The organism is Bradyrhizobium oropedii (assembly GCF_020889685.1).
GTDB lineage: Bacteria > Pseudomonadota > Alphaproteobacteria > Rhizobiales > Xanthobacteraceae > Bradyrhizobium > Bradyrhizobium oropedii.
The window spans coordinates 1-17673 of the sequence record NZ_JACMYO010000078.1 but is presented as its reverse complement, the minus strand read 5'-3'; the positions used below and the strand labels follow the sequence as shown (position 1 = coordinate 17673).

25 protein-coding genes and 8 tRNA genes are annotated in these 17673 nt (G+C 63.9%); 11 read left to right on the top strand and 22 right to left on the bottom strand.

Annotated features, from left to right (window positions below):
- Positions 1-260 precede the first annotated feature (260 nt).
- The 16 genes from H8A95_RS21965 to H8A95_RS21890 all read right to left on the bottom strand — a co-directional run bounded on the left by H8A95_RS21965 (position 261) and on the right by H8A95_RS21890 (position 5723).
- Entirely contained in the window at positions 261-506 is a 246-nt protein-coding gene (locus H8A95_RS21965; RefSeq protein ID WP_229184982.1) for a hypothetical protein, read from the bottom strand.
- A gap of 176 nt (positions 507-682) precedes the next feature.
- Positions 683-1588 (bottom strand): ribonuclease Z, encoded by a 906-nt coding sequence (locus H8A95_RS21960; protein ID WP_229184981.1) that lies wholly within the window; start codon positions 1586-1588, stop codon positions 683-685.
- 119 nt (positions 1589-1707) lie between these two features.
- Positions 1708-1782: transfer RNA gene (locus H8A95_RS21955), tRNA-Glu, on the bottom strand.
- Between the two features lie 50 nt (positions 1783-1832).
- Positions 1833-1907, bottom strand: a tRNA-Phe gene (locus H8A95_RS21950).
- A gap of 105 nt (positions 1908-2012) precedes the next feature.
- A tRNA-Tyr gene (locus tag H8A95_RS21945) sits at positions 2013-2097 on the bottom strand.
- A 24-nt stretch (positions 2098-2121) separates the two neighbouring features.
- Positions 2122-2198: transfer RNA gene (locus H8A95_RS21940), tRNA-Arg, on the bottom strand.
- A gap of 32 nt (positions 2199-2230) precedes the next feature.
- On the bottom strand, positions 2231-2767 hold the full coding sequence (locus H8A95_RS21935) for an HNH endonuclease (protein ID WP_163160234.1): 537 nt from the start codon (positions 2765-2767) through the stop codon (positions 2231-2233).
- Positions 2768-2816: 49 nt separating this feature from the next.
- Positions 2817-2892: transfer RNA gene (locus H8A95_RS21930), tRNA-Asp, on the bottom strand.
- Positions 2893-2896: 4 nt separating this feature from the next.
- Positions 2897-2980: transfer RNA gene (locus H8A95_RS21925), tRNA-Leu, on the bottom strand.
- Between the two features lie 85 nt (positions 2981-3065).
- A tRNA-Ile gene (locus H8A95_RS21920) sits at positions 3066-3140 on the bottom strand.
- Between the two features lie 5 nt (positions 3141-3145).
- Positions 3146-3220 (bottom strand) — tRNA-Val (locus tag H8A95_RS21915).
- 231 nt (positions 3221-3451) lie between these two features.
- Complete coding sequence (locus tag H8A95_RS21910; protein WP_229184980.1) at positions 3452-3646, bottom strand: hypothetical protein; 195 nt, start codon at positions 3644-3646, stop codon at positions 3452-3454.
- Between the two features lie 549 nt (positions 3647-4195).
- On the bottom strand, positions 4196-4390 hold the full coding sequence (locus H8A95_RS21905; protein WP_229184979.1) for a hypothetical protein: 195 nt from the start codon (positions 4388-4390) through the stop codon (positions 4196-4198).
- Positions 4391-4687: 297 nt separating this feature from the next.
- Positions 4688-5164: a hypothetical protein gene (locus tag H8A95_RS21900; protein ID WP_229184978.1), complete on the bottom strand. Its 477-nt coding sequence runs from the start codon at positions 5162-5164 to the stop codon at positions 4688-4690.
- Positions 5165-5209: 45 nt separating this feature from the next.
- Positions 5210-5374: a hypothetical protein gene (locus H8A95_RS21895; protein ID WP_229184977.1), complete on the bottom strand. Its 165-nt coding sequence runs from the start codon at positions 5372-5374 to the stop codon at positions 5210-5212.
- Positions 5375-5462: 88 nt separating this feature from the next.
- On the bottom strand, positions 5463-5723 hold the full coding sequence (locus tag H8A95_RS21890) for a DUF3551 domain-containing protein (RefSeq protein WP_229184976.1): 261 nt from the start codon (positions 5721-5723) through the stop codon (positions 5463-5465).
- Positions 5724-6052: 329 nt separating this feature from the next.
- Here H8A95_RS21890 and H8A95_RS21885 point away from each other — a divergent pair, with 329 nt between their 5' ends.
- On the top strand, positions 6053-6853 hold the full coding sequence (locus H8A95_RS21885) for a hypothetical protein (protein WP_420839436.1): 801 nt from the start codon (positions 6053-6055) through the stop codon (positions 6851-6853).
- A gap of 156 nt (positions 6854-7009) precedes the next feature.
- Here H8A95_RS21885 and H8A95_RS21880 read toward each other — a convergent pair whose 3' ends face one another.
- Together H8A95_RS21880 and H8A95_RS21875 are read right to left on the bottom strand one after the other, a co-directional pair.
- Complete coding sequence (locus tag H8A95_RS21880; protein WP_229184975.1) at positions 7010-7861, bottom strand: 3-hydroxybutyryl-CoA dehydrogenase; 852 nt, start codon at positions 7859-7861, stop codon at positions 7010-7012.
- A 136-nt stretch (positions 7862-7997) separates the two neighbouring features.
- On the bottom strand, positions 7998-8189 hold the full coding sequence (locus tag H8A95_RS21875) for a hypothetical protein (RefSeq protein WP_229184974.1): 192 nt from the start codon (positions 8187-8189) through the stop codon (positions 7998-8000).
- Positions 8190-8443: 254 nt separating this feature from the next.
- Between H8A95_RS21875 and H8A95_RS21870 the strand changes: the two genes are divergently transcribed.
- The 7 genes from H8A95_RS21870 (at position 8444) to H8A95_RS21840 (ending at position 12541) form a co-directional block, all read left to right on the top strand.
- Positions 8444-8593, top strand: coding sequence for a hypothetical protein (locus H8A95_RS21870; protein WP_229184973.1), 150 nt, complete (start codon positions 8444-8446; stop codon positions 8591-8593).
- A 42-nt stretch (positions 8594-8635) separates the two neighbouring features.
- Positions 8636-8956 carry a hypothetical protein gene (locus tag H8A95_RS21865; RefSeq protein WP_229184972.1) on the top strand — a complete coding sequence of 107 codons (321 nt, stop codon included), beginning with the start codon at positions 8636-8638 and terminating at the stop codon, positions 8954-8956.
- A 129-nt stretch (positions 8957-9085) separates the two neighbouring features.
- Complete coding sequence (locus tag H8A95_RS21860) at positions 9086-9325, top strand: hypothetical protein (RefSeq protein WP_229184971.1); 240 nt, start codon at positions 9086-9088, stop codon at positions 9323-9325.
- Between the two features lie 169 nt (positions 9326-9494).
- Positions 9495-10784 (top strand): hemolysin family protein, encoded by a 1290-nt coding sequence (locus tag H8A95_RS21855; RefSeq protein WP_229184970.1) that lies wholly within the window; start codon positions 9495-9497, stop codon positions 10782-10784.
- A gap of 105 nt (positions 10785-10889) precedes the next feature.
- Positions 10890-11489, top strand: coding sequence for a formyltransferase family protein (locus tag H8A95_RS21850; protein WP_229184969.1), 600 nt, complete (start codon positions 10890-10892; stop codon positions 11487-11489).
- 193 nt (positions 11490-11682) lie between these two features.
- The gene (locus tag H8A95_RS21845; protein WP_076828571.1) at positions 11683-12042 is read left to right on the top strand and encodes a hypothetical protein; all 360 of its coding nucleotides are present in this window, start codon (positions 11683-11685) and stop codon (positions 12040-12042) included.
- Complete coding sequence (locus H8A95_RS21840; RefSeq protein ID WP_229184968.1) at positions 11987-12541, top strand: hypothetical protein; 555 nt, start codon at positions 11987-11989, stop codon at positions 12539-12541. The genes H8A95_RS21845 and H8A95_RS21840 overlap by 56 nt, the downstream gene beginning before the upstream one ends.
- 92 nt (positions 12542-12633) lie before the next feature.
- Here the strand turns inward: H8A95_RS21840 and H8A95_RS21835 are convergent, their stop codons facing one another.
- Positions 12634-13032, bottom strand: a complete 399-nt coding sequence (locus H8A95_RS21835) for a RidA family protein (protein WP_229184967.1) — start codon at positions 13030-13032, stop codon at positions 12634-12636.
- Positions 13033-13176: 144 nt separating this feature from the next.
- Here H8A95_RS21835 and H8A95_RS21830 point away from each other — a divergent pair, with 144 nt between their 5' ends.
- Positions 13177-14055, top strand: coding sequence for a DMT family transporter (locus H8A95_RS21830; protein WP_229184966.1), 879 nt, complete (start codon positions 13177-13179; stop codon positions 14053-14055).
- Positions 14056-14141: 86 nt separating this feature from the next.
- Here the strand turns inward: H8A95_RS21830 and H8A95_RS21825 are convergent, their stop codons facing one another.
- Complete coding sequence (locus tag H8A95_RS21825) at positions 14142-14381, bottom strand: BrnA antitoxin family protein (protein ID WP_163156906.1); 240 nt, start codon at positions 14379-14381, stop codon at positions 14142-14144.
- An 18-nt stretch (positions 14382-14399) separates the two neighbouring features.
- Positions 14400-15374 carry a cysteine synthase A gene (gene cysK, locus H8A95_RS21820; RefSeq protein ID WP_229184965.1) on the bottom strand — a complete coding sequence of 325 codons (975 nt, stop codon included), beginning with the start codon at positions 15372-15374 and terminating at the stop codon, positions 14400-14402.
- A gap of 229 nt (positions 15375-15603) precedes the next feature.
- Between cysK and H8A95_RS21815 the strand changes: the two genes are divergently transcribed.
- Positions 15604-15825 (top strand): hypothetical protein, encoded by a 222-nt coding sequence (locus H8A95_RS21815; protein ID WP_229184964.1) that lies wholly within the window; start codon positions 15604-15606, stop codon positions 15823-15825.
- Between the two features lie 10 nt (positions 15826-15835).
- On the opposite strand, the gene tgt is transcribed toward H8A95_RS21815, so the two are convergent.
- Complete coding sequence (tgt, locus tag H8A95_RS21810; RefSeq protein WP_229184963.1) at positions 15836-16969, bottom strand: tRNA guanosine(34) transglycosylase Tgt; 1134 nt, start codon at positions 16967-16969, stop codon at positions 15836-15838.
- Between the two features lie 208 nt (positions 16970-17177).
- Between tgt and H8A95_RS21805 the strand changes: the two genes are divergently transcribed.
- Positions 17178-17673, top strand: a 496-nt coding sequence (locus tag H8A95_RS21805; protein ID WP_229184962.1) for a patatin-like phospholipase family protein, incomplete at its 3' end; no start/stop codon positions are given.

The window sequence follows — 17673 nt, the reverse complement described above, 5'->3', positions numbered from 1 at the left end:
TCTCCTTCAGCACTGTCAGACGCAAAAGGCCGCCACGTAACTTCCCGTGGCGGCCTTCTGCTAGCGGCCCATCCAGACGGCCAACAACGAGGTTGCGTGAGTCGGGTTAACGAAGCGTTGTTGGCGCGGCGGCGTCGCTTCGTGGCGCCCGCCCACAAAAGAGGGCCCCGCCGAAGCGAGGCCCTTCTCGTAATGCAGCACAATGTGCTCAGGACTTGGCGCTCAGGACTTGGCGCTCAGGACTTGGCGCTCAGGACTTGCTAGTCGTCCCAGTCATGACCACGGATCACGAAGCCGCGGTCGCGATAGTAGTCGCGATGATGGTTGTACCAGCCATGGTGCCAGCCACGGTCGTATTCCCGGTACACGCGCGGACCGTCATATCGGTCGCCGTAGTAGCCGTGGCCGCCGCCGACATAGATGCCGATACCCTGCGCGCTGGCAATGGTCGGTGCCGCGATCGAGAGTGCCGCAACAGCGGCAAGTGCGTAAGTAAGCTTCGTCATGACATCCTCCTTCCAGTACGGGTGATAACGACTGGCGTCCGCGCATGTTGCAGGAACAAGTTCGGAACTTTCCTGAACGCCTGTTCAACATCGTGGCGAGGTCGACACGATCAACGGGTGATGTTGAGGAACTCTCGACAGCGTTACGCTTCCGGGAACATGCAGGCTGCCAACACTCAGATCGTGATGCGGTCGAAGTCGATGGCGACCCGGGTGTTCCGGAAGACGCTCGTCGCCTCCGCCAGAATGTCCTCGTCGGCGTAGCGGCCCGAGATGTGCGTGAGGACGAGTTGCTTGACCCCGCTCGCTGCCGCAAGCGCGGCTGCTTCGCTGGCCGTCAAATGTCCGTACTCACGTGCGGTGGCTGCGTCACGCGCGAGAAACGTCGCCTCGATCACCAGCACGTCGGCATCTCCAACGTGTTCGGCGAGCCCCTCTGTGGTTTCGGTATCACCGACAATGACGAGCTTCTTTCGTCCTTCGGCGGGACCAAGCACCTGCTCCGGATCGATAGTGCGGCCGTCGTCCAACCTCACCTGCCGTCCCTCCGCGAGCTCCTTCCGAATGGGCCCATCCGGCACGCGCAGCGCCAGCAGCCGGTCGGAGAGGAGATGCCGGCGTATCGCGCTCTGGAAGGAGAACGCGAAACTGTCGGTGTCCCGGTGGCGGACCGGGAAACAATCGATGGTGAATTCGCCGGCATCGATCACGCGTCCCTCCGTCAACGGCACCAGATCGAGCGGGATCGGCGCTCTGCCTTCGCCCCACAGCCCTGCCAGCATGCGCACGACGACATCGAGCGTGCCGGGCCCGCCATGAACGGTCATGACATCCGGACTTTGCCGCAACCTGAGGGTCGAAAACAGCCCGGGAATGCCGAGCACGTGATCGAAATGTCCGTGGGTCAGCAACAGGTGATCAAGCCGCCGAAAGCCGGCGCCACTCCGCAGCAACTGGCGCTGCGTTCCCTCGCCGCAATCGACCAGAATCCACGTGCCGCCCGCCTCGACGAGGAGGCCCGGGTGATTGCGCTCGGAAGACGGCACGCTTGCCGACGTTCCCAGAAAAGTCAGCGCGAACATCGCAACACCTGTTGTTGTCGCCAGCCGACGGCTCCCTGCCACCGGGATGAAGCATCTGATGGCAGTCTCGCCCAGCGTATTCAAGCGCCTCGATGCTCCTGACGACGACAGGATGACGGTGGCACTGCCAGCGGGACTCGAACCCGCGTCAACCGGCTGAAAACCGGTTATCCTGACCGCTAGACGATGGCAGCATGTTTCAGTTTGAAAGCGCGCGGCAGCTGCGCTCGCTGTCGATTTGAGATGGTGCCCGGAAATGGAATCGAACCACTGACGCGCACGCCTTCAACGTGCCGCTCTACCGCTGAGCTATCCGGGCGAGGTTTGGGAGGTTGCACACGTTGATGGTGCGGACACCGGCAGTCGAACCCGGGCCGCAAGAGTGGCGCCCTCGGCGACGACCGCAATCTTTTGTCCGCGGATTTGGTGGGTAACCCTGGAATCGAACCAGGCAGGCGCACAGGCGCAGGCTTTACAGGCTCGCTCAGTCCCCAGACTTGGCGTTACCCAAAACTTGGCGTTACGCGGAAATATGGCTGCCCCGGCACGACTCGAACGTGCGACCTCCGCCTCCGCACGGCGGCGCTCTCATCCACTGAGCTACGGGGCAACAGCCAGCCGGCGGCAACTCGTCGCCGGCTGTCACTTTTCGAGTTCGACGTCCCAGTACAGATAGTCCGTCCAGGACTCGTGCAGGAAGTTCGGCGGAAACAGACGCTGCGCCGCCACGAGGTCGTGCTGCGTCGGCTCGAACGGCTCCCGCAACGGCTTCTGACGAAACCGGTCCTTGCGCATGTTGCAGGGACTGCACGCTGCGACGATGTTCGTCCAGGACGTCTGCCCGCCATCGGCCCGAGGCACGACGTGGTCGAAGGTGAGCTCTCCGCGGAGGTGCTGCACGCCGCAATACTGGCAGCGAAAGCGATCACGGAGGAACACGTTGAAGCGCGTGAACGCAACCCGCGTCTGCGGCTTCACGTACGCGCGCAACGCGATCACCGACGGCAACCGCATCACCGTCGACGGGCTGCGGATGACCTGGTCGTATTCCGCGACGACGACGTGCGATCCACGCACCACCGCCCTGACGGCGTCTTCCCAGCCAGACAAGGACAGAGGGAAATAGCACAGCGGCTGGAAGTCGGCATTCAACACCAGCGCCGGATTTGCGGCGAACATCGTCGACCTCCATCAATTTGATTGCGTCATCGTCCTGCGAACGTGTGTGTGGCGCCTCCGACGGGAATCGAACCCGCCAATGCTCGATCGACAGTCGAGTCCCGTCACCAGCTGGGTCCGGAGGCAATTTGGTGCGGCCGCCGAGACTTGAACTCGGATGCACGAGGCGCGCGCCCCTCAAGCGCGTGTGTCTACCGTTTCCACCACGGCCGCAGAGACTTGAGCTTTCACAACTCCGACGTTCGGCGCGAAGGCCTTCGTATCGGAGGAACGGCCATGCCGGCCTCCTCATTTGTGTTGGTGCACGCTGCTGGAATCGAACCAACTGCCACTCGCTTATCAGGCGAGGCCCTCACCGGTCGGACTAGCGTGCGTTGATGGTACGCGCTGACCGGATCGAACGGCCGACATCCTGTATGTAAGACAGGCGCTCTACCGCTGAGCTAAGCGCGCGAAATTTGGTGCATCCGAATAGGCCGGAGGAGCTACCGCGCGACCGATCGCGTTACGCGCGCTACGCCACACCGGCGAGAGAAATTTCACAAACGGCCGGGGCTGGCCCGGCCAATACAAAAACCTTCGCTGCCTGAAACCACCGCTTGCCGCTCCACTGAAGGAGACCGGTACCGGTCAGCGGATCGCCTTATGTCCTCGCAGGGGCGATCATCCCGTATCGAAATTGCTTCACGCAATCGAACGCTCGCCGCGTCGATGCGGCTGGGTTCGGTTGAGGTAATCGAGGTAGATCTTGCGGGCCTGGGCCTCGGTGACCTTGCGGCGCGCCACGACGATACGCACGAAGGCGCGCGCGACCGGCGAGGAGAAAATCCTCTGCTCGGCACGGGTCTCGAGGCCTGTGGTGATCTTGGTGCGGGCCATCTGCCCTCTCCGCCTGATTTGGCGGAGGGTGAAATTCCCGCCGCCGGTTACGCTCTTGCTGGTATCGCTAGCCCTGAACCGGGCGGATAATTCGGACCATCCTTCGTCACGGACATGCACGACCAATCGCTCGACCGGGTAAGCGGACGTTCGATGGCGGCGAGCGCGACGATGTGTGAGCGTAGGCGCAACACGGTTTCGGTCCTCAGAGCGCGGGCAATTCAATTGCCGGCGGATTCGATGGGTCAGCGGTATGCGCAGAAGTCAGCGAATCCGTCAAGGCCCCCTGCTCCGCACAATCACCGGGCGGGGCCTCCATTCCGGGGCGCCACCGGCGGTTTGGCGCGGCAGCTAACTCCCTCAGGACACGAGCGATTTGATCGGGGTGTCGCGCGTAACCTTCACTGCGGCATCATGACCGGAAAAAAATTCGCCGGGCGCTTCCGCACTCGCGCGAAAATCGATGACTGAACGCATCGGATGGCGCGTTTGCCGCGACGGAGTCTGTGTCCGCTGGATCGCGCCCGCGCCGTTGCCCCTCTCGATCAGTCACAGCCTCAAGCATCGGAACAGTTGCGCGAGCGCGGTGTTGGCAGATTGGGCGCGGCGCTCGATAAGCTCGGCTGCGTTGGCGTAGTTGCGTGCCAGGATCTTCAGCGCGCGGCGGGCGTCAGGGAGTGTGGATTGCTCCGCCATCTCCAGGCATTGGTGCTCGAAGTATCTGAGCTCCTCGAGTTCGGTCATTGCGAATCGTCCGATTGGGTTCTGCATTTTCGATCTCAGTGCGCGCGCGACCTAGTGAAAGTTTGGCAAGTTTGTTGCCGGCCCCTGACGATCTGATCGGAGTGTTTCTGGGGGCATGATTTGACAATCACGGCTCCGTGACGGGGACCGACGCGTGCTGTGCGGATCGACAGGCGCGTCCAGTCGCTTTGGAACGCGGAGGTCTTGCGTCGGCGGTCACGACGTCTTGGCCGGAGTGCGGGCGAATCGTTCGCGCCGCTGCTCCAGTTCGCAGCAGTGAGGCCAAGGTGGTCCGGACTAGGCCCAAGCCAGACCTGCAACGCCGGCAGCATCATCGTCGTCGGTCGTGGTGAGCCGCCTGCGGCGCGTGCTGTCCTTTGCGCGACGATGACGAACGCCAGACCGGTACAGCGCCGTCGGCACGTGTCGCAACATGCCGCGCGCGAAATCGATCGCCTGCCGGACGACGGCCACGACCGTCGCCAAGCGCGTGAACAAGCCGACCAGGAAGATCATCGAGAAGATGTCGATATAGGCCAGCATGTCGCCAACCAGCATCAATTCGGGAGGAAGCGGAATCCGGTGCAGATAGGCGGCGATCAGGATGACGACCGGGATCAGCGCAATCAGCTTCCGGAGTGTCAGCCGGCCGAGCAAGGCGGCGAGCTCAACGACCAGGATCTGCCAGAGCCAGTCGCCAAGCGCAGCCGGCTTGTCGATCGTCCAGGTCTGCCACAATGGCTGCCACAGCTGCTGCCAGATCCGTTTCCACATCACAGCGTCTGCCTGGTCGTCCATGCTCGGGGGGCAATAACGGCGCTACGGCTTCGACGACGCCTCGCTGCCGTCGCCGTCGACCGTGGCGCCCTGGGCATCTGCAGAATCGGCCGACGGAAAGATGCGCTCGTAATTCGCGCGGGCCTCGCGGATCAGGCGCGCACGCTCCCGCTCGGATTTCGAAATGAACCTGATGATCTCGCCCATATGCTCTCCAACGCAGGGGCCAATTATCCAACCACAGGCAATGCAACCATCGTGCCTGATGGGCGCACGGCCGACATTCTTGCTCCGCTCACCGGACCGCCCGCGGCGGCACGCGCTGCTGACTGAACGCCACGCGCGGATTGACGCCGCAATAGGCATCGCGGCCCGACGCCGACGCCTGGCACTGCTCGTAGGTCTGGTAGCCGCAATAGCCGGGATATCCCTCCTGCCTGCCCTGAATGCACCAGGGGTAGTCGTAGGCATCAGCCGCAGCCGGCTGTGCGGAACCGACAATCCAGCTGGTGCCGAGCGCCGCGAATGCCAGAATTGCCCAATTCGACCTGCGCATGATCCTGCTTCCTTTTCGATCGGCGCCCAGCCGTTGATGTAGGTACGCAGGCAAGATCTGCGAGGTTTCCAGCCACCGTCTCAAGAAGCTGTGAGATTTGCTGAACGCTCGTTCACGGCATGGAGGCCGGCTGAGCGGCGTCGACCACAGGGTCCGCCGCCGCTCTGCTCGGGGACACCGAGGGCATGTAGTTAACCGGCACCTAATCAGACGCGCGCGGTTGAAATCTGCAATTTAAGCGCGCTGCAAGACGCCTCCCCTGGTCTCCGGCGCAGGCTCACCGCAACGGACGACGACACCCGGACAGGTTCGTCGCAAGGGGGATAATCATGCGCAGCGCGCTCATTGCTTCAATGATCCTGTCACTTGCGGTCGGACAGGCGGTTGCGGGACCCCGCACGTCGGGATCATCAGATGCGTCCGCTTCGGCACCGACCGGCGTCGAGACCTACCGCGGCTACGTGTTCGATCTCTCCGAAAACGCCGACCGCAAGGACGTCACCACCATTACGGACATGGTCCGCCGTCAGCTCGACGTCGTGGAAACCGCAGGTTTCAGCCCGAAGGTGTTACAGTTCCTCCATCGGGTGCCGATCGTCGCGAGCGAGATGGCGTGTCTCGACGAAGGTGCAGCGGCGGCCTGCTATGGCCTGACGCCGCCTGAATGGGACCGCGGCACGACCCGCGACATCACCATCTGGGATCACGACAAGCAGCAGTGGACCAATTCGGACCCGCTCGCGCTGGCCCTCGATTCCGGCATCGGCATCATCAGGTTGCGTCCGAACATGATGCGCTACGCGAAGGACCCGGTGCTGCTGCACAAATTCCTTCACGCCTATCATGCCCGGCTGTTGCCGAGCGGCTATGAGAACAAGGCAATCAAGGGCTTCCTCAGCCAGGCCAAGTCAAAGGAGCTGTTCGCCAAGGAGGCCTACGCGTTGAAGAACCAGCAGGAGTTCTTCGCGGTGACAGCGAGCATCTTCCTTGCCGGCAAGGATTCCGAGCACGAACCCTACACGCGCGCCACGCTCAAGGAAAAGATGCCGGACTACTACAAGTATCTTGTCGGCCTGTTCGGCACCGATCCCGAGGAAACCAGCGTCACGCCGGTCGCATCAGCCAACTGAGTCAGGATCCCACAAAAAACGAGGCCCGGTGTGCCTAGGAGCCCGGGCCTCGTTTCTGATGTCCCCCGCCTCAGTGGCGGATCAGGTGTCGTGGTTACGCGAGCTTGTCCGCGCGATCCATCCCGGATGATTACGGGGGTCAGGCGGAAGCAGGTCTCACTTGCTGTAGCTATAGAACCCCTGCCCGGTCTTGCGGCCGAGATGGCCGGCATCGACCATCTCCTTCAGCAGCGGCGCCGGCCGGTATTTGGGATCGTTGAAGCCGGTGTAAAACACCTCCATCACCGACAGCATGGTGTCGAGCCCGATCAGGTCGGCGAGCGCGAGCGGGCCGATCGGATGGTTGCAGCCGAGCTTCATGCCGGCATCGATCTCCTCCGCGGTCGCAATGCCCTCCTGCAGCGCAAAGATCGCCTCGTTGATCATCGGGCACAGGATGCGGTTCACCGCAAAGCCCGGGCTGTTCTTCGCCGTGATCGCAACCTTGCCGACGCGCTTGGCGAAGGCTTCGGCCTTGGCGACCGTGTCGTCCGAGGTCTGCAAGCCCCGGATCAATTCGAGCAGCGCCATCACCGGCACCGGATTGAAGAAGTGCATTCCGATGAAGCGGTCGGGACGATCGGTCGAGGCCGCAAGGCGGGTGATCGAGATCGACGAGGTGTTGGTCGCGACCAGCGCGCTCGGCTTCAGCCCGGCGCAGAGATCCCTGAGGATCTTGATTTTCAACTCCTCGTTCTCGGTCGCCGCTTCGATCACGAGATCGCAGGCCGCGAGCTTGGACTTGTCGGTGGTGGCATCGATGCGCGCGAGCGTCGCGTCGCGATCGGCCGCGGTCATTTTCTCCTTGGAGACCAGGCGATCGAGACTGGTCCCAACCGTCTTCAGGCCGCGTTGCACCGCCGCGTCGGAGATATCCACCATGGTGACACCGAGCCCAGCCGCGGCGCAGATCTGCGCGATGCCGTTGCCCATGGTCCCGGCGCCGATAATGCCAACCGTCTCAATCATTGTATCAGTCCCTCGCAGCTAGCGCGGCCGCATTGGCCGCATCCTCAAAACGGCGGACCGTGGGGTCCGCGGATGGCGCAGGAATAGCAGTCCGGCCGGATGGCCGATACAGGGGACGTTGGTATCCTGGTGAGGTTTATCCGGGACGCGGGGGCAGCGGCCGCCGTGGCGAAACGGCGGTGCGCGACGGCAAATCGGTACGCGGGGGATCGGCCATCCGCGAAGGCTCGAACACGCGATTAAGCCGCACGATCCACCAGGCCATTCGCCCGTAGCTGCGGCGCAGTGCCGATCCGAATCCCTCGTCGATGTCCTGGTCACGATCCATACCCCTATCGTTAACGTGCATCCTTGAAGGAACGGTGAGCGCCATCACGTGCTGCGGCGGTAATTGTTAGGGACTTGGCAACTATTTCGCGCAAGCCTTGGCGAATTGACGGTGCGGACGCTGGTAATCTCCCGGATTGCGTACGCAAGACCCTGCGCCGCAGCATCGCTATGCCGGTGCGACTCGCATTTAATTGATCGAATTTTCCGCGGAGCGCCGCGACACAAGGATATTAGACGACGAGGGCTACGCCCATGCTTGCTGAAAAATTCATTTTGCTGCTCGAGACGTTGCTGAACGGCCAGACCCATTCCGACGGAAGCCCGCGCGTGGTGAGCACCTCGCCCCACGTCCCGGTCGAGCTGCCGCGCGAAACCCGGCCGAAGGGCAGCCTCCCCCGCTAGGCCGCTTGCTGGCAGCGGTCGATCGCCGCGGCCTTGCGGCGGTTGGCGACGTTTGCTGGCAACGCCGTCTCGCTCGCCCGTGATCCAGCTCATAGCTGGTTCAAGTCGGACCACGCTACACCACTCCTGCAACGAGGTGGTGCAGCCATGGACTGCAAGAGCGACAGCAAGATCGATTTCGTCGGCATCGCCGTCGCCATCTGCGTCGCCGCATACACAGCGATCATGCTTGCCTATCTTGCCCAGGACGATCTCGGCCTGACCGCCACGCAAACACGTGATCTGGCAATGATGGCTGCGGTGTTCCTCGCATTGCCGATCGTGCTGGATTTCCTGCGCACGCGACCCGGCGACGCTCGCTGAGTCCGGCCGCGGCGCACCTGCTGCATCCCGATCTCCCCCGCTGCAAACGCGCCTGCGCAACATTGCGCTAGGTGAAGCAACGCGAATCAGCGTTACTTTGCAACTGACCACTAGGCGGGATTTGGCTGCATGACCCAGCCAGACGGTTTGGATCAGAATATTCGCGAACTGCAGGAGTGGCTGCGCAAGGCCTGGCAGCAACTTGCGGACCCTTCGCTCACCGCCTTCTCCCGTCGCGAACTGCGCAACCAGATGAAGCAATGCAACGCGGATTTGCACGTGCAGCTGCAAGCCATGTCCAAACGACTTAGTCAGCCCTTGCCGGCGGGCAGAGCGTTCGTCAGGCCGGAGCTCCGGATCCTCGTCTAGCGCTCGTGCGCCTGCCAGCGCGCCAAAATGCCGCGATCTCCTCCTGCATGCACGCCATACGCACCCTCTGCTTGTGCAGGATCGCTCGACGAGGCACAGCAAAACCGCTCCGGAATGCCTATATTGGGCGCCGTATAGCGGCCAACGCCGCCAAAGCTTAGGGACTCCCGTGTTATATCTGGAACTTGCGATCGTGGCGGTCTTGATCGTCGTCAACGGTCTGTTGTCGATGTCGGAGCTCGCGATCGTCTCCTCCCGCCCGGCACGCCTGGCCGCGCTGGTCGAACGAGGCGTCAGCGGTTCGCGCCGCGCGCTGGCGCTGGCCTCCGATCCCGGAAAATTCCTCTCCACGGTGCAGATCGGCATCACGCTGATCGGCGTGCTGTCGGGCGCTTTCTCAGGTGCCACGCTCGGCCAGCGCCTCTCGCAATGGCTGTTCGAGCTCGGTGTGTCCGCGAACGTCGCCGATGCGGCCGGTGTCGGCATCGTCGTCGGCGTGATCACCTATGCCTCGCTGATCGTCGGTGAGCTGGTGCCGAAGCAGATCGCACTGCGCGATCCGGAGTCCGTCGCTGTGCGCGTCGCCCCGGCCATGACGATGATGGCGCGGCTGTCGCTGCCGCTGGTGTGGCTGCTCGATCGCTCCGGCAAGCTGCTGCTGTGGGTGCTCGGCCATCGCGAGGACGCACAGGACCGCGTCAGCGAGGACGAGATCAAGACGCTGGTGGTGGAAGCCGAAAACGCCGGCGTGCTGGAGCCCGGCGAAAAGGAGATGATCGCCGGCGTGATGCGGCTCGGCGATCTGCCGGTGGGCGCCGTGATGACGCCGCGCCACGAGGTCAGCCTGATCGACCTCGCAGCTCCCGCGCCCGATATCCTGTCGACGCTGCAGAAGAGCAATCACTCGCGCTGCGTAGTGTTCGACGGCAACCGCGATCATGCGCTCGGCATCGTGCAGGCCAAGGACGTGCTCGACGTCTACCTCGCCGGACAGACGCCCGACATCCGCGCGCTGACGCGCGATGCACCGATCATTCCGGAGACCGTGGACGCGCGCGACGTGGTCGCGATCCTGCGCGATTCCGCTGTCCATATCGGCCTCGTGCATGACGAGTACGGCACCTTCCAGGGCGTCGTCACCAGCGCTGACATCCTCGAGGCCATTGTCGGCGCCTTCCACACCGAGGAAGGCCCGGCCGAGCCTGCCTATGTCAGGCGCGACGACGGCTCCTACCTGATTTCAGGCTGGATGCCTGCGCTCGAGTTCAGCGAACTGCTCGGCATCGTGCTGCCCTCGCCGCGGCCCTACCAGACCGCCGCCGGCTTCCTGCTGCATGCGTTCGGCGCGATCCCGGATACCGGCGCGAAAACCACCACGCAGGGCTGGCAATTCGAGATCGTCGACCTCGACGGCCGGCGCATCGACAAGGTTCTGGCGAGCAAGCCGCCCGCGGCCTGACATTGCCAGCCGGCCGGCCTGTTGATAACGGGCAGGACAACGAAACAGCCGGCCGCTGTGTGCTATCCGCATAACGTCCCAAGTAACCCCCACGGAATCCATCCCATGCGCATTACCCTCGTCGGTTCCCGCCATTTCGGCGTGACGACCCTGAACATGCTGCGCGAGCACCACGTCACGCTGGTCAGGGTGGTCGTCCATGACGGCGAGGACCGGCTGGCGGCAGCCGCCAGGGCGGCCGGCATCGAGGTCGTGGTCCAGGCCGATCCCAAGCTGGTGACAGCCGCCGAGATCGCGCCGGGCACCGAGCTGATCGTGACCGCCCACAGCCACGCTCGCGTCAGCAAGGAGGCGCTGGCCGTGGCCAAGCTTGGCGGCATCGGGTACCACCCGTCGCTGCTGCCGCGTCACCGCGGCATCGCTGCGGTGGAATGGACCATCAAGGAAGGCGATCCGATCGCCGGCGGCAGCATCTATCACCTCGCCGATCGCATGGACGCCGGGGCAATCGCCGCCCAGGACTGGGTGTTCGTCAAGAAAGGCGAGACCGCCCGCGATCTCTGGGAACGCGCGCTGGCGCCGCTCGGCCTGCGTCTGCTCGCCCAGGTGATCGACTACGGCAAGGTCAATGGCTCGCTGCCGGCCAAGCCTCAGGATGAGCAGTTTGCGACCAAGGCGCCCAATCTGAGCCCCGGCAGGCACTGATCCTACGATCTGGTATCTAAATACCCCAATCTTGAAGGGCACGAGCAGATTTCCGTTCCTGGCCGGGAACCAGATTCAACATGATGTGTTTGAGTTCACAGGAACAATCGGGGGTTCCCGCGACGCAGCAAATTTTGAACACATTGTGACAGGATAAGCCGCGTCATCACACGAAATTACAGGGATTTGATTCATGCGTTCGATCCGCATCCGCGACCTGATTTTGGTCACTTCGGTCGCTTCGGCTGCCGCCCTCACCGCTGCTCCCGTTTCCGCTCAGCAGCCCTATGACGGCCTTTGGAACGTCACCGTCGTCACCAAAACCGGAAGCTGCGAGCCGTCGCAGAGTTCGACCGTGACTGTCGCCGAAGGAAAGATCTCGGCGCAGGGCGCAGCGATCTCCGGCACCGTCGGCAGCGGGGGACTTGTGCGAGTCTCGATCAATGGTGCATATGCGAACGGACAACTCAGTGGCAACTCCGGATCGGGGAAGTGGAATGGGGCATCAGCTGGCGTACCGTGCAGCGGCCGATGGGAAGCATCCCGTCAGTAAGATCACCAGCGTATCGAGTTTCTTCGCCATCACGCGGCGGCCAGCAATCGCAGCCGCCGCGTTTTTCGTGACCGCGCTCGCGAGCACCGCGGGCCATACCCAGTCAGGACCATTCGCCGGCATGGCGGGGACGTGGTCGGGCGCCGGCACAGTGACCCTGGACGATGGCTCCAGCGAGCGGATTCGCTGCCGCGCGACCTATCACGTCGGCGGGCCCAGGATGACCATGGGCCTGACCTGCGCCAGCGACGCCTACAAGTTCAACCTCGTAGCCGACGTGCAGGCTGAAGGCAGCGCGGTCAGCGGATCCTGGAGCGAGTCCAGCCGCAATGTCAGCGGCGACCTGCGCGGTCGCGGCGGCGGCGGCAACTTCCAGGTCGTTGCCAGCGCACCCGGCTTCAACGCCGACATCGCGATGCGCACCGCGGGCAACAAGCAGTCCGTCACGATCAGGGCCGACAGCCAGTTCCGCGGCGCCAACATCACGCTGTCGAAGTAATCAATCGGTCCTCCGACGAAAAAGCCCTCGGGTCATCCCCGAGGGCTTTTTTGCTGGCTGCGCGGCAATCGCCCGTGCGCGTCTCTGCGGTGTCAGGGGGCCGGCACGAACGCCGTGACCTCGATCTCGACCTTGGCGCGCTGATCGACCAGCCCGTCGATATAGAGCAGCGTCGACGGCGGGAAATTACGCCCGAGCGTCTCCTTCCACGCCGCGCCGATGCCGGCGCCCGCCGCCTCGTATTCACTGCGGCTGGTCAGGTACCAGGTCAGGCGGACGATATGCTCGGGACCGGCGCCGGCTTCGTTCAACAGCTTGATGATGCGCTTCAGCGCCGTCCCGACCTGCGCCGCCATCTCGGGCGCGTACTCGCCCTTCTCGTCGCCGCCGGTCTGTCCTGCAAGCACGATCCACTTGCCGGGCGCCTCGAAGGCGACACCGTGCGAGAAGCCGCGGGGTTTCGACCACTCGGCCGGTTGCAAGACACGCATGAGCAGATCCTCCTGATGTGATTATTGCCAACCTGCTTAGCATCGATCACGCACCCGACGCATCACCGCATCGGCAGATTTGCGCGTTGCAAATTCATGGCAGCTCGCCGATACCGGGCACCCCTCCTCACCTCGTTACCCAGCATGGATCGCACGCCCTCAAAGACCCGCGCAGCGCTGTGGATGTCCGGCTGGCTCGCGCTGATGCTGATCGTGGCGGTGGCCGGCCGCGAGGCCACGCGTGAGGTCAACGTCTTCCAGCTGATGGCCGTTCGCGGCGTGCTCGGCTTCGTGATGCTCTATCCGCTGATCCATATGAACGGCGGACTTGCGATCGTGAAAACCGCGCGGGTGCACGTGCACATCGCGCGCAACCTGATCCATTTCTGCGCGCAGCTCGGCTGGTTCTATGCACTGACGTTGATTCCGATCGGCCAGGTGGTTGCGATCGAATTCACCATGCCGATCTGGACCGCGATCCTTGCCGCGAGCTTCCTCGGCGAACGGATGACCTCCTGGAAGATCATTGCGATCGTGCTTGGCCTGGTCGGCGTGCTGGTGATCGTGCGGCCTGCGACCGGCGCGATCAATCCGGGCCAGCTGATCGCGCTCGCCGCGGCCGTCGGCTTCGGCATCTCGGTCGCCGTTGTCAAATCGCTGACCCGAACAGAGCAGACGCTGACCATCATGTTCTGGATGCTGGTGGTGCAGTCGCTCGCGAGCATCGGGCCCGCGCTCTACGTCTGGACCTGGCCGCCGCCCTCGACCTGGGGCTGGCTCGCCGTGATCGCGTTCTGCGGCACCTTCTCGCACTACTGCATGGCGCGCGCCCTACTCCACGCCGACGCGACCGTGGTGATCCCGATGGATTTCATCCGGGTCCCGCTGACGGCGATCGCCGGATGGCTGATCTATGCCGAACGGCTCGACGCCGACACGGTGCTCGGCGCGGCGATGATCCTGGCCGGCAACCTGCTGAACCTGAAACCAACAAGCGCAAAGGCACCGGCGCGCGCAAGGTGACGCGCACGGCGGGCCACGGCCAACGCCGTTACATCGATGACAGCAACGAGCCCGGGGATCATCCCGGGCCCCTGGTCCCGGAAGCGCTACTTGCCGGCGGCCTTGCGCAGCGCCGCGTTGATGCGGTCCTGCCAGCCCGGACCGCCTGCCTGGAAATGCTCCAGCACGTCCTGATCGATCCGCAGCGTGACCTGCTCGCGGACCCCCGGGACCGCCGTCGTCTTCGGCACCGCGTCTGCGACCTTGGTGGTGGCGCGCTTGAACGCCGCCTCGGCTTCGCTACGGGCATCGTTCAGGGTTCGCGGTCGCCTCGGCTGATCGGCCATATCTTGGATTCCTGTGCCTCAAATTCCTTCAAACAACGCAGTTGAGAGATAGCGCTCCGAGAATGACGGCACAATCGCCAGGATGGTCTTACCCGCAGCTTCCGGTCGCTTGCCGATCTGCATGGCGGCTGCGATCGCGGCACCCGACGAGATACCGCCGGGGATTCCTTCGTTGCGCGCCAGCGCGCGCGAGATCTCGATCGCGGTCGCGCTGTTGACCTTGACGATCTCGTCGATCACGGAGCGGTCGAGGATGTCAGGAATGAAGCCCGCGCCGATGCCCTGGATCTTGTGCGGCGTGTGCTGACCGCCCGACAGCACCGGGCTCTCTTCCGGCTCCACCGCGACAATGCGCAGCGACGGCTTGCGCGGCTTCAGCACCTGACCGACGCCGGTGATGGTGCCGCCGGTACCGACGCCGGCGACGAAATAGTCGATGTTGCCGCCGGTGTCGTTCCAGATTTCCTCGGCGGTGGTGCGGCGATGGATTTCGGGATTGGCGAGGTTCTTGAACTGCTGCGGCATCACAGCGTTGGGTGTCGTGCGCACCAGCTCTTCCGCAGTCGCGATCGAGCCCTTCATGCCCTGCGCGGCCGGAGTCAACACGATCTCGGCGCCGAGGAAGGCCAGCATCCGCCGCCGCTCGATCGACATCGATTCCGGCATCACGAGCTTGAGCCGGTAACCGCGCGACGCTGCGACATAGGCGAGCGCAATGCCGGTATTGCCCGAGGTCGGTTCGATCAGCACGGTGTCGGCGTTGATGATGCCGGCCTTCTCCATCGCCACGATCATCGCGGCACCGATGCGGTCCTTCACGCTGGCGGCCGGATTGAAGTATTCCAGCTTGGCGAGGATCGTCGCGTTGACGCCGTTGGCTTGCGGCAGTCTGCGCAGCCGCACGATCGGCGTGGAGCCGATCGCATCGACGATGGAGTCAAAGACGCGGCCGCGTCCGGGTTGCACTGCACTCGTTGTCGACGGCGCGTCCATCAAGCGGCTCCTGTTACGGGATGTGCTGCAAATATGCGGTCTTCTCTCATTAGAAGCAGTGCATCATGACGCGCAAGTGAGAAACCGCTGCGGCGCCAATTCGTTGCATCGCAAAATCAAAGCCCGCACAAATAACGTAAAAGCTACGCATTTGTGTTGCGACAAGGTCAAACAAATGGGTTTATATACTTTCGTCAGGTGCAGCTCAGAACGCAAAGGGAGGCGCATAATGCCGGCACTTGCTGAAGTTCTGTCGACCGTCGCGTCCAGGCCCAATCCCCGCGGCAGCCATCTGCCGACCTGTCCGGTGTGCGCGGATTCCATGGTCGCGGCCGAAGCGTCCGCGTACCTATTCGACAATTTGATCAGCTATCTCTGGACCTGCGACACCTGCGGTTACGGGTTCGTGACCAAGCACTCGGTGAAACCGATCCCGATCGTGTGCAACTGATCACTTAAGCTCACCTTGGAGCGATGTCACCGCGCGCCCATCCGGCGCGCGTTTTCGTTCTGAAATCCTCGAACGTGCCGTTCGCCACCGCATCGCGGATGCCCTGCATCAGCTCCTGGTAATAGGCGACGTTGATTTCGGACAGCAGCATTGCCCCAAGTGTTTCGCCGGCACGTACGAGATGATGCAGATAGGCGCGCGCGTAGCTGCGTGCCGCCAGCCACGGGCTCTCCTCATCGAGCGGCCGCGGATCGTCGATGTGCCGGGCGTTGCGCAGGTTGATCTGCCCAAATCGGGTGAACGCCATGCCGTGGCGTCCGTTCCGTGTCGGCATCACACAGTCGAACATGTCGACGCCGCGCGCCACCGCCTCCAGAATGTCTTCCGGCGTGCCGACGCCCATCAGATAGCGCGGCCGATCGGACGACAGCGCCGGCGCCGTCTCTTCGATCATCGACAACATCACCGCCTGCGGCTCACCGACCGCGAGCCCGCCGATCGCGTAGCCGTGAAAGCCGATCTCGGTCAGCCCGCGCGCACTGGCGTGCCGGAGATCCGGCACATCGCCGCCCTGCACGATGCCGAACAGCATGTAACCGTCGGGTGCGCTCTCGAAGGCGCGCTTGGAGCGTTCGGCCCAGCGCAGCGAGAGCTGCATCGCGCGCTCGATGTCGGCGCGCTCCGCCGGCAGCCGCACGCATTCGTCCATCTGCATCGCGATGTCGGAGCCGAGCAGCCGCTGCACCTCGATCGAGCGCTCCGGCGACAGCTCGACCTTGGCGCCGTCGATATGCGAGCGGAAGGTCACGGCCTTCTCGGTCACCTTGCGCAGCTCCGAGAGTGACATCACCTGGAAGCCGCCGGAATCCGTCAGCATCGGGCCGCCCCAGCCGGTGAAGCGCTGCAAGCCGCCAAGTGCCGCAATCCGCTCGGCGCCCGGCCGCAGCATCAAATGATAGGTATTGCCGAGCACGATATCGGCGCCGGCATCGCGCACCTCGCGCCAATGCATGCCCTTCATGGCACCCGCGGTGCCGACCGGCATGAATGCGGGCGTCCGCACGACGCCATGCGGCGTGGTCAGGCGTCCGGTACGGGCGGCGCCGCTGGTTGCCAGCAGCTCGAAATGATTGGGAACGGTCATGCGGCTGCTTATTGCGTGTCGCAAGTGCCCGATCAACCCGTCGGATAACGCCTCTCGCGCGACTTCGTGAACGCGACCGGCCAGACCGACGCTTGCCCTGGAACCGCACTTCCGCTAAACAAAACGAAACCGTATCGTTTTGTGTCGAGAATAAGGCGGCAGGCCTCGCCGCGGCGGCTGCAATCCGGGCGAAACCTGACTGACCGAGATGTCCTCACCCTCCAGCGCCCGGTCTGACGGCGTCCGCCATCGCATCACAGCCGCCCGCGTGATCCGGCAAATCACGCTGCTGTGCGGCCTCGCTTTCGCGCTGGGAGCCTGCAGCTCGCTGCCGCGGACGCCTTACACGGCCGCCGACGCCTCCAGTTCGCGGGTGCTCGATCTCGACGGCCTGCGCCGCTATGCCGACGAGCCGGCGTCGAAATTCAAACTCGAGAAGAGCGCCCTCGCCCCGATCAAGACCTATCTCGCCCTCTCCGGCGGCGGCGCCGATGGCGCCTACGGCGTCGGCGCTCTCAACGGCTGGACCGCAGCCGGCAACCGTCCGAGCTTTTCGGTCGTCTCCGGCGTCAGCACCGGCGGACTGATTGCGCCGTTTGCATTCCTCGGCTCGCGTTACGACGACACGCTGAAGGAGGTCTACACATCGGGCATCGCGGAAAGCCTGCTGCAGGACCCGAGCCTGATGCGGGTGCTGTTCGGCT

What these genes read in the sequence shown, in the direction of transcription:
- H8A95_RS21965 (WP_229184982.1), bottom strand. Translation starts at nt 506, where the DNA reads ATGACGAAGCTTACTTACGCACTTGCCGCTGTTGCGGCACTCTCGATC.
- H8A95_RS21960 (WP_229184981.1), bottom strand. Translation starts at nt 1,588, where the DNA reads ATGTTCGCGCTGACTTTTCTGGGAACGTCGGCAAGCGTGCCGTCTTCC.
- H8A95_RS21935 (WP_163160234.1), bottom strand. Translation starts at nt 2,767, where the DNA reads ATGTTCGCCGCAAATCCGGCGCTGGTGTTGAATGCCGACTTCCAGCCG.
- H8A95_RS21910 (WP_229184980.1), bottom strand. Translation starts at nt 3,646, where the DNA reads ATGGCCCGCACCAAGATCACCACAGGCCTCGAGACCCGTGCCGAGCAG.
- H8A95_RS21905 (WP_229184979.1), bottom strand. Translation starts at nt 4,390, where the DNA reads ATGACCGAACTCGAGGAGCTCAGATACTTCGAGCACCAATGCCTGGAG.
- H8A95_RS21900 (WP_229184978.1), bottom strand. Translation starts at nt 5,164, where the DNA reads ATGTGGAAACGGATCTGGCAGCAGCTGTGGCAGCCATTGTGGCAGACC.
- H8A95_RS21895 (WP_229184977.1), bottom strand. Translation starts at nt 5,374, where the DNA reads ATGGGCGAGATCATCAGGTTCATTTCGAAATCCGAGCGGGAGCGTGCG.
- H8A95_RS21890 (WP_229184976.1), bottom strand. Translation starts at nt 5,723, where the DNA reads ATGCGCAGGTCGAATTGGGCAATTCTGGCATTCGCGGCGCTCGGCACC.
- H8A95_RS21885 (WP_420839436.1), top strand. Translation starts at nt 6,053, where the DNA reads ATGCGCAGCGCGCTCATTGCTTCAATGATCCTGTCACTTGCGGTCGGA.
- H8A95_RS21880 (WP_229184975.1), bottom strand. Translation starts at nt 7,861, where the DNA reads ATGATTGAGACGGTTGGCATTATCGGCGCCGGGACCATGGGCAACGGC.
- H8A95_RS21875 (WP_229184974.1), bottom strand. Translation starts at nt 8,189, where the DNA reads ATGGATCGTGACCAGGACATCGACGAGGGATTCGGATCGGCACTGCGC.
- H8A95_RS21870 (WP_229184973.1), top strand. Translation starts at nt 8,444, where the DNA reads ATGCTTGCTGAAAAATTCATTTTGCTGCTCGAGACGTTGCTGAACGGC.
- H8A95_RS21860 (WP_229184971.1), top strand. Translation starts at nt 9,086, where the DNA reads ATGACCCAGCCAGACGGTTTGGATCAGAATATTCGCGAACTGCAGGAG.
- H8A95_RS21850 (WP_229184969.1), top strand. Translation starts at nt 10,890, where the DNA reads ATGCGCATTACCCTCGTCGGTTCCCGCCATTTCGGCGTGACGACCCTG.
- H8A95_RS21845 (WP_076828571.1), top strand. Translation starts at nt 11,683, where the DNA reads ATGCGTTCGATCCGCATCCGCGACCTGATTTTGGTCACTTCGGTCGCT.
- H8A95_RS21840 (WP_229184968.1), top strand. Translation starts at nt 11,987, where the DNA reads ATGGGGCATCAGCTGGCGTACCGTGCAGCGGCCGATGGGAAGCATCCC.
- H8A95_RS21835 (WP_229184967.1), bottom strand. Translation starts at nt 13,032, where the DNA reads ATGCGTGTCTTGCAACCGGCCGAGTGGTCGAAACCCCGCGGCTTCTCG.
- H8A95_RS21830 (WP_229184966.1), top strand. Translation starts at nt 13,177, where the DNA reads ATGGATCGCACGCCCTCAAAGACCCGCGCAGCGCTGTGGATGTCCGGC.
- H8A95_RS21825 (WP_163156906.1), bottom strand. Translation starts at nt 14,381, where the DNA reads ATGGCCGATCAGCCGAGGCGACCGCGAACCCTGAACGATGCCCGTAGC.
- cysK (WP_229184965.1), bottom strand. Translation starts at nt 15,374, where the DNA reads ATGGACGCGCCGTCGACAACGAGTGCAGTGCAACCCGGACGCGGCCGC.
- H8A95_RS21815 (WP_229184964.1), top strand. Translation starts at nt 15,604, where the DNA reads ATGCCGGCACTTGCTGAAGTTCTGTCGACCGTCGCGTCCAGGCCCAAT.
- tgt (WP_229184963.1), bottom strand. Translation starts at nt 16,969, where the DNA reads ATGACCGTTCCCAATCATTTCGAGCTGCTGGCAACCAGCGGCGCCGCC.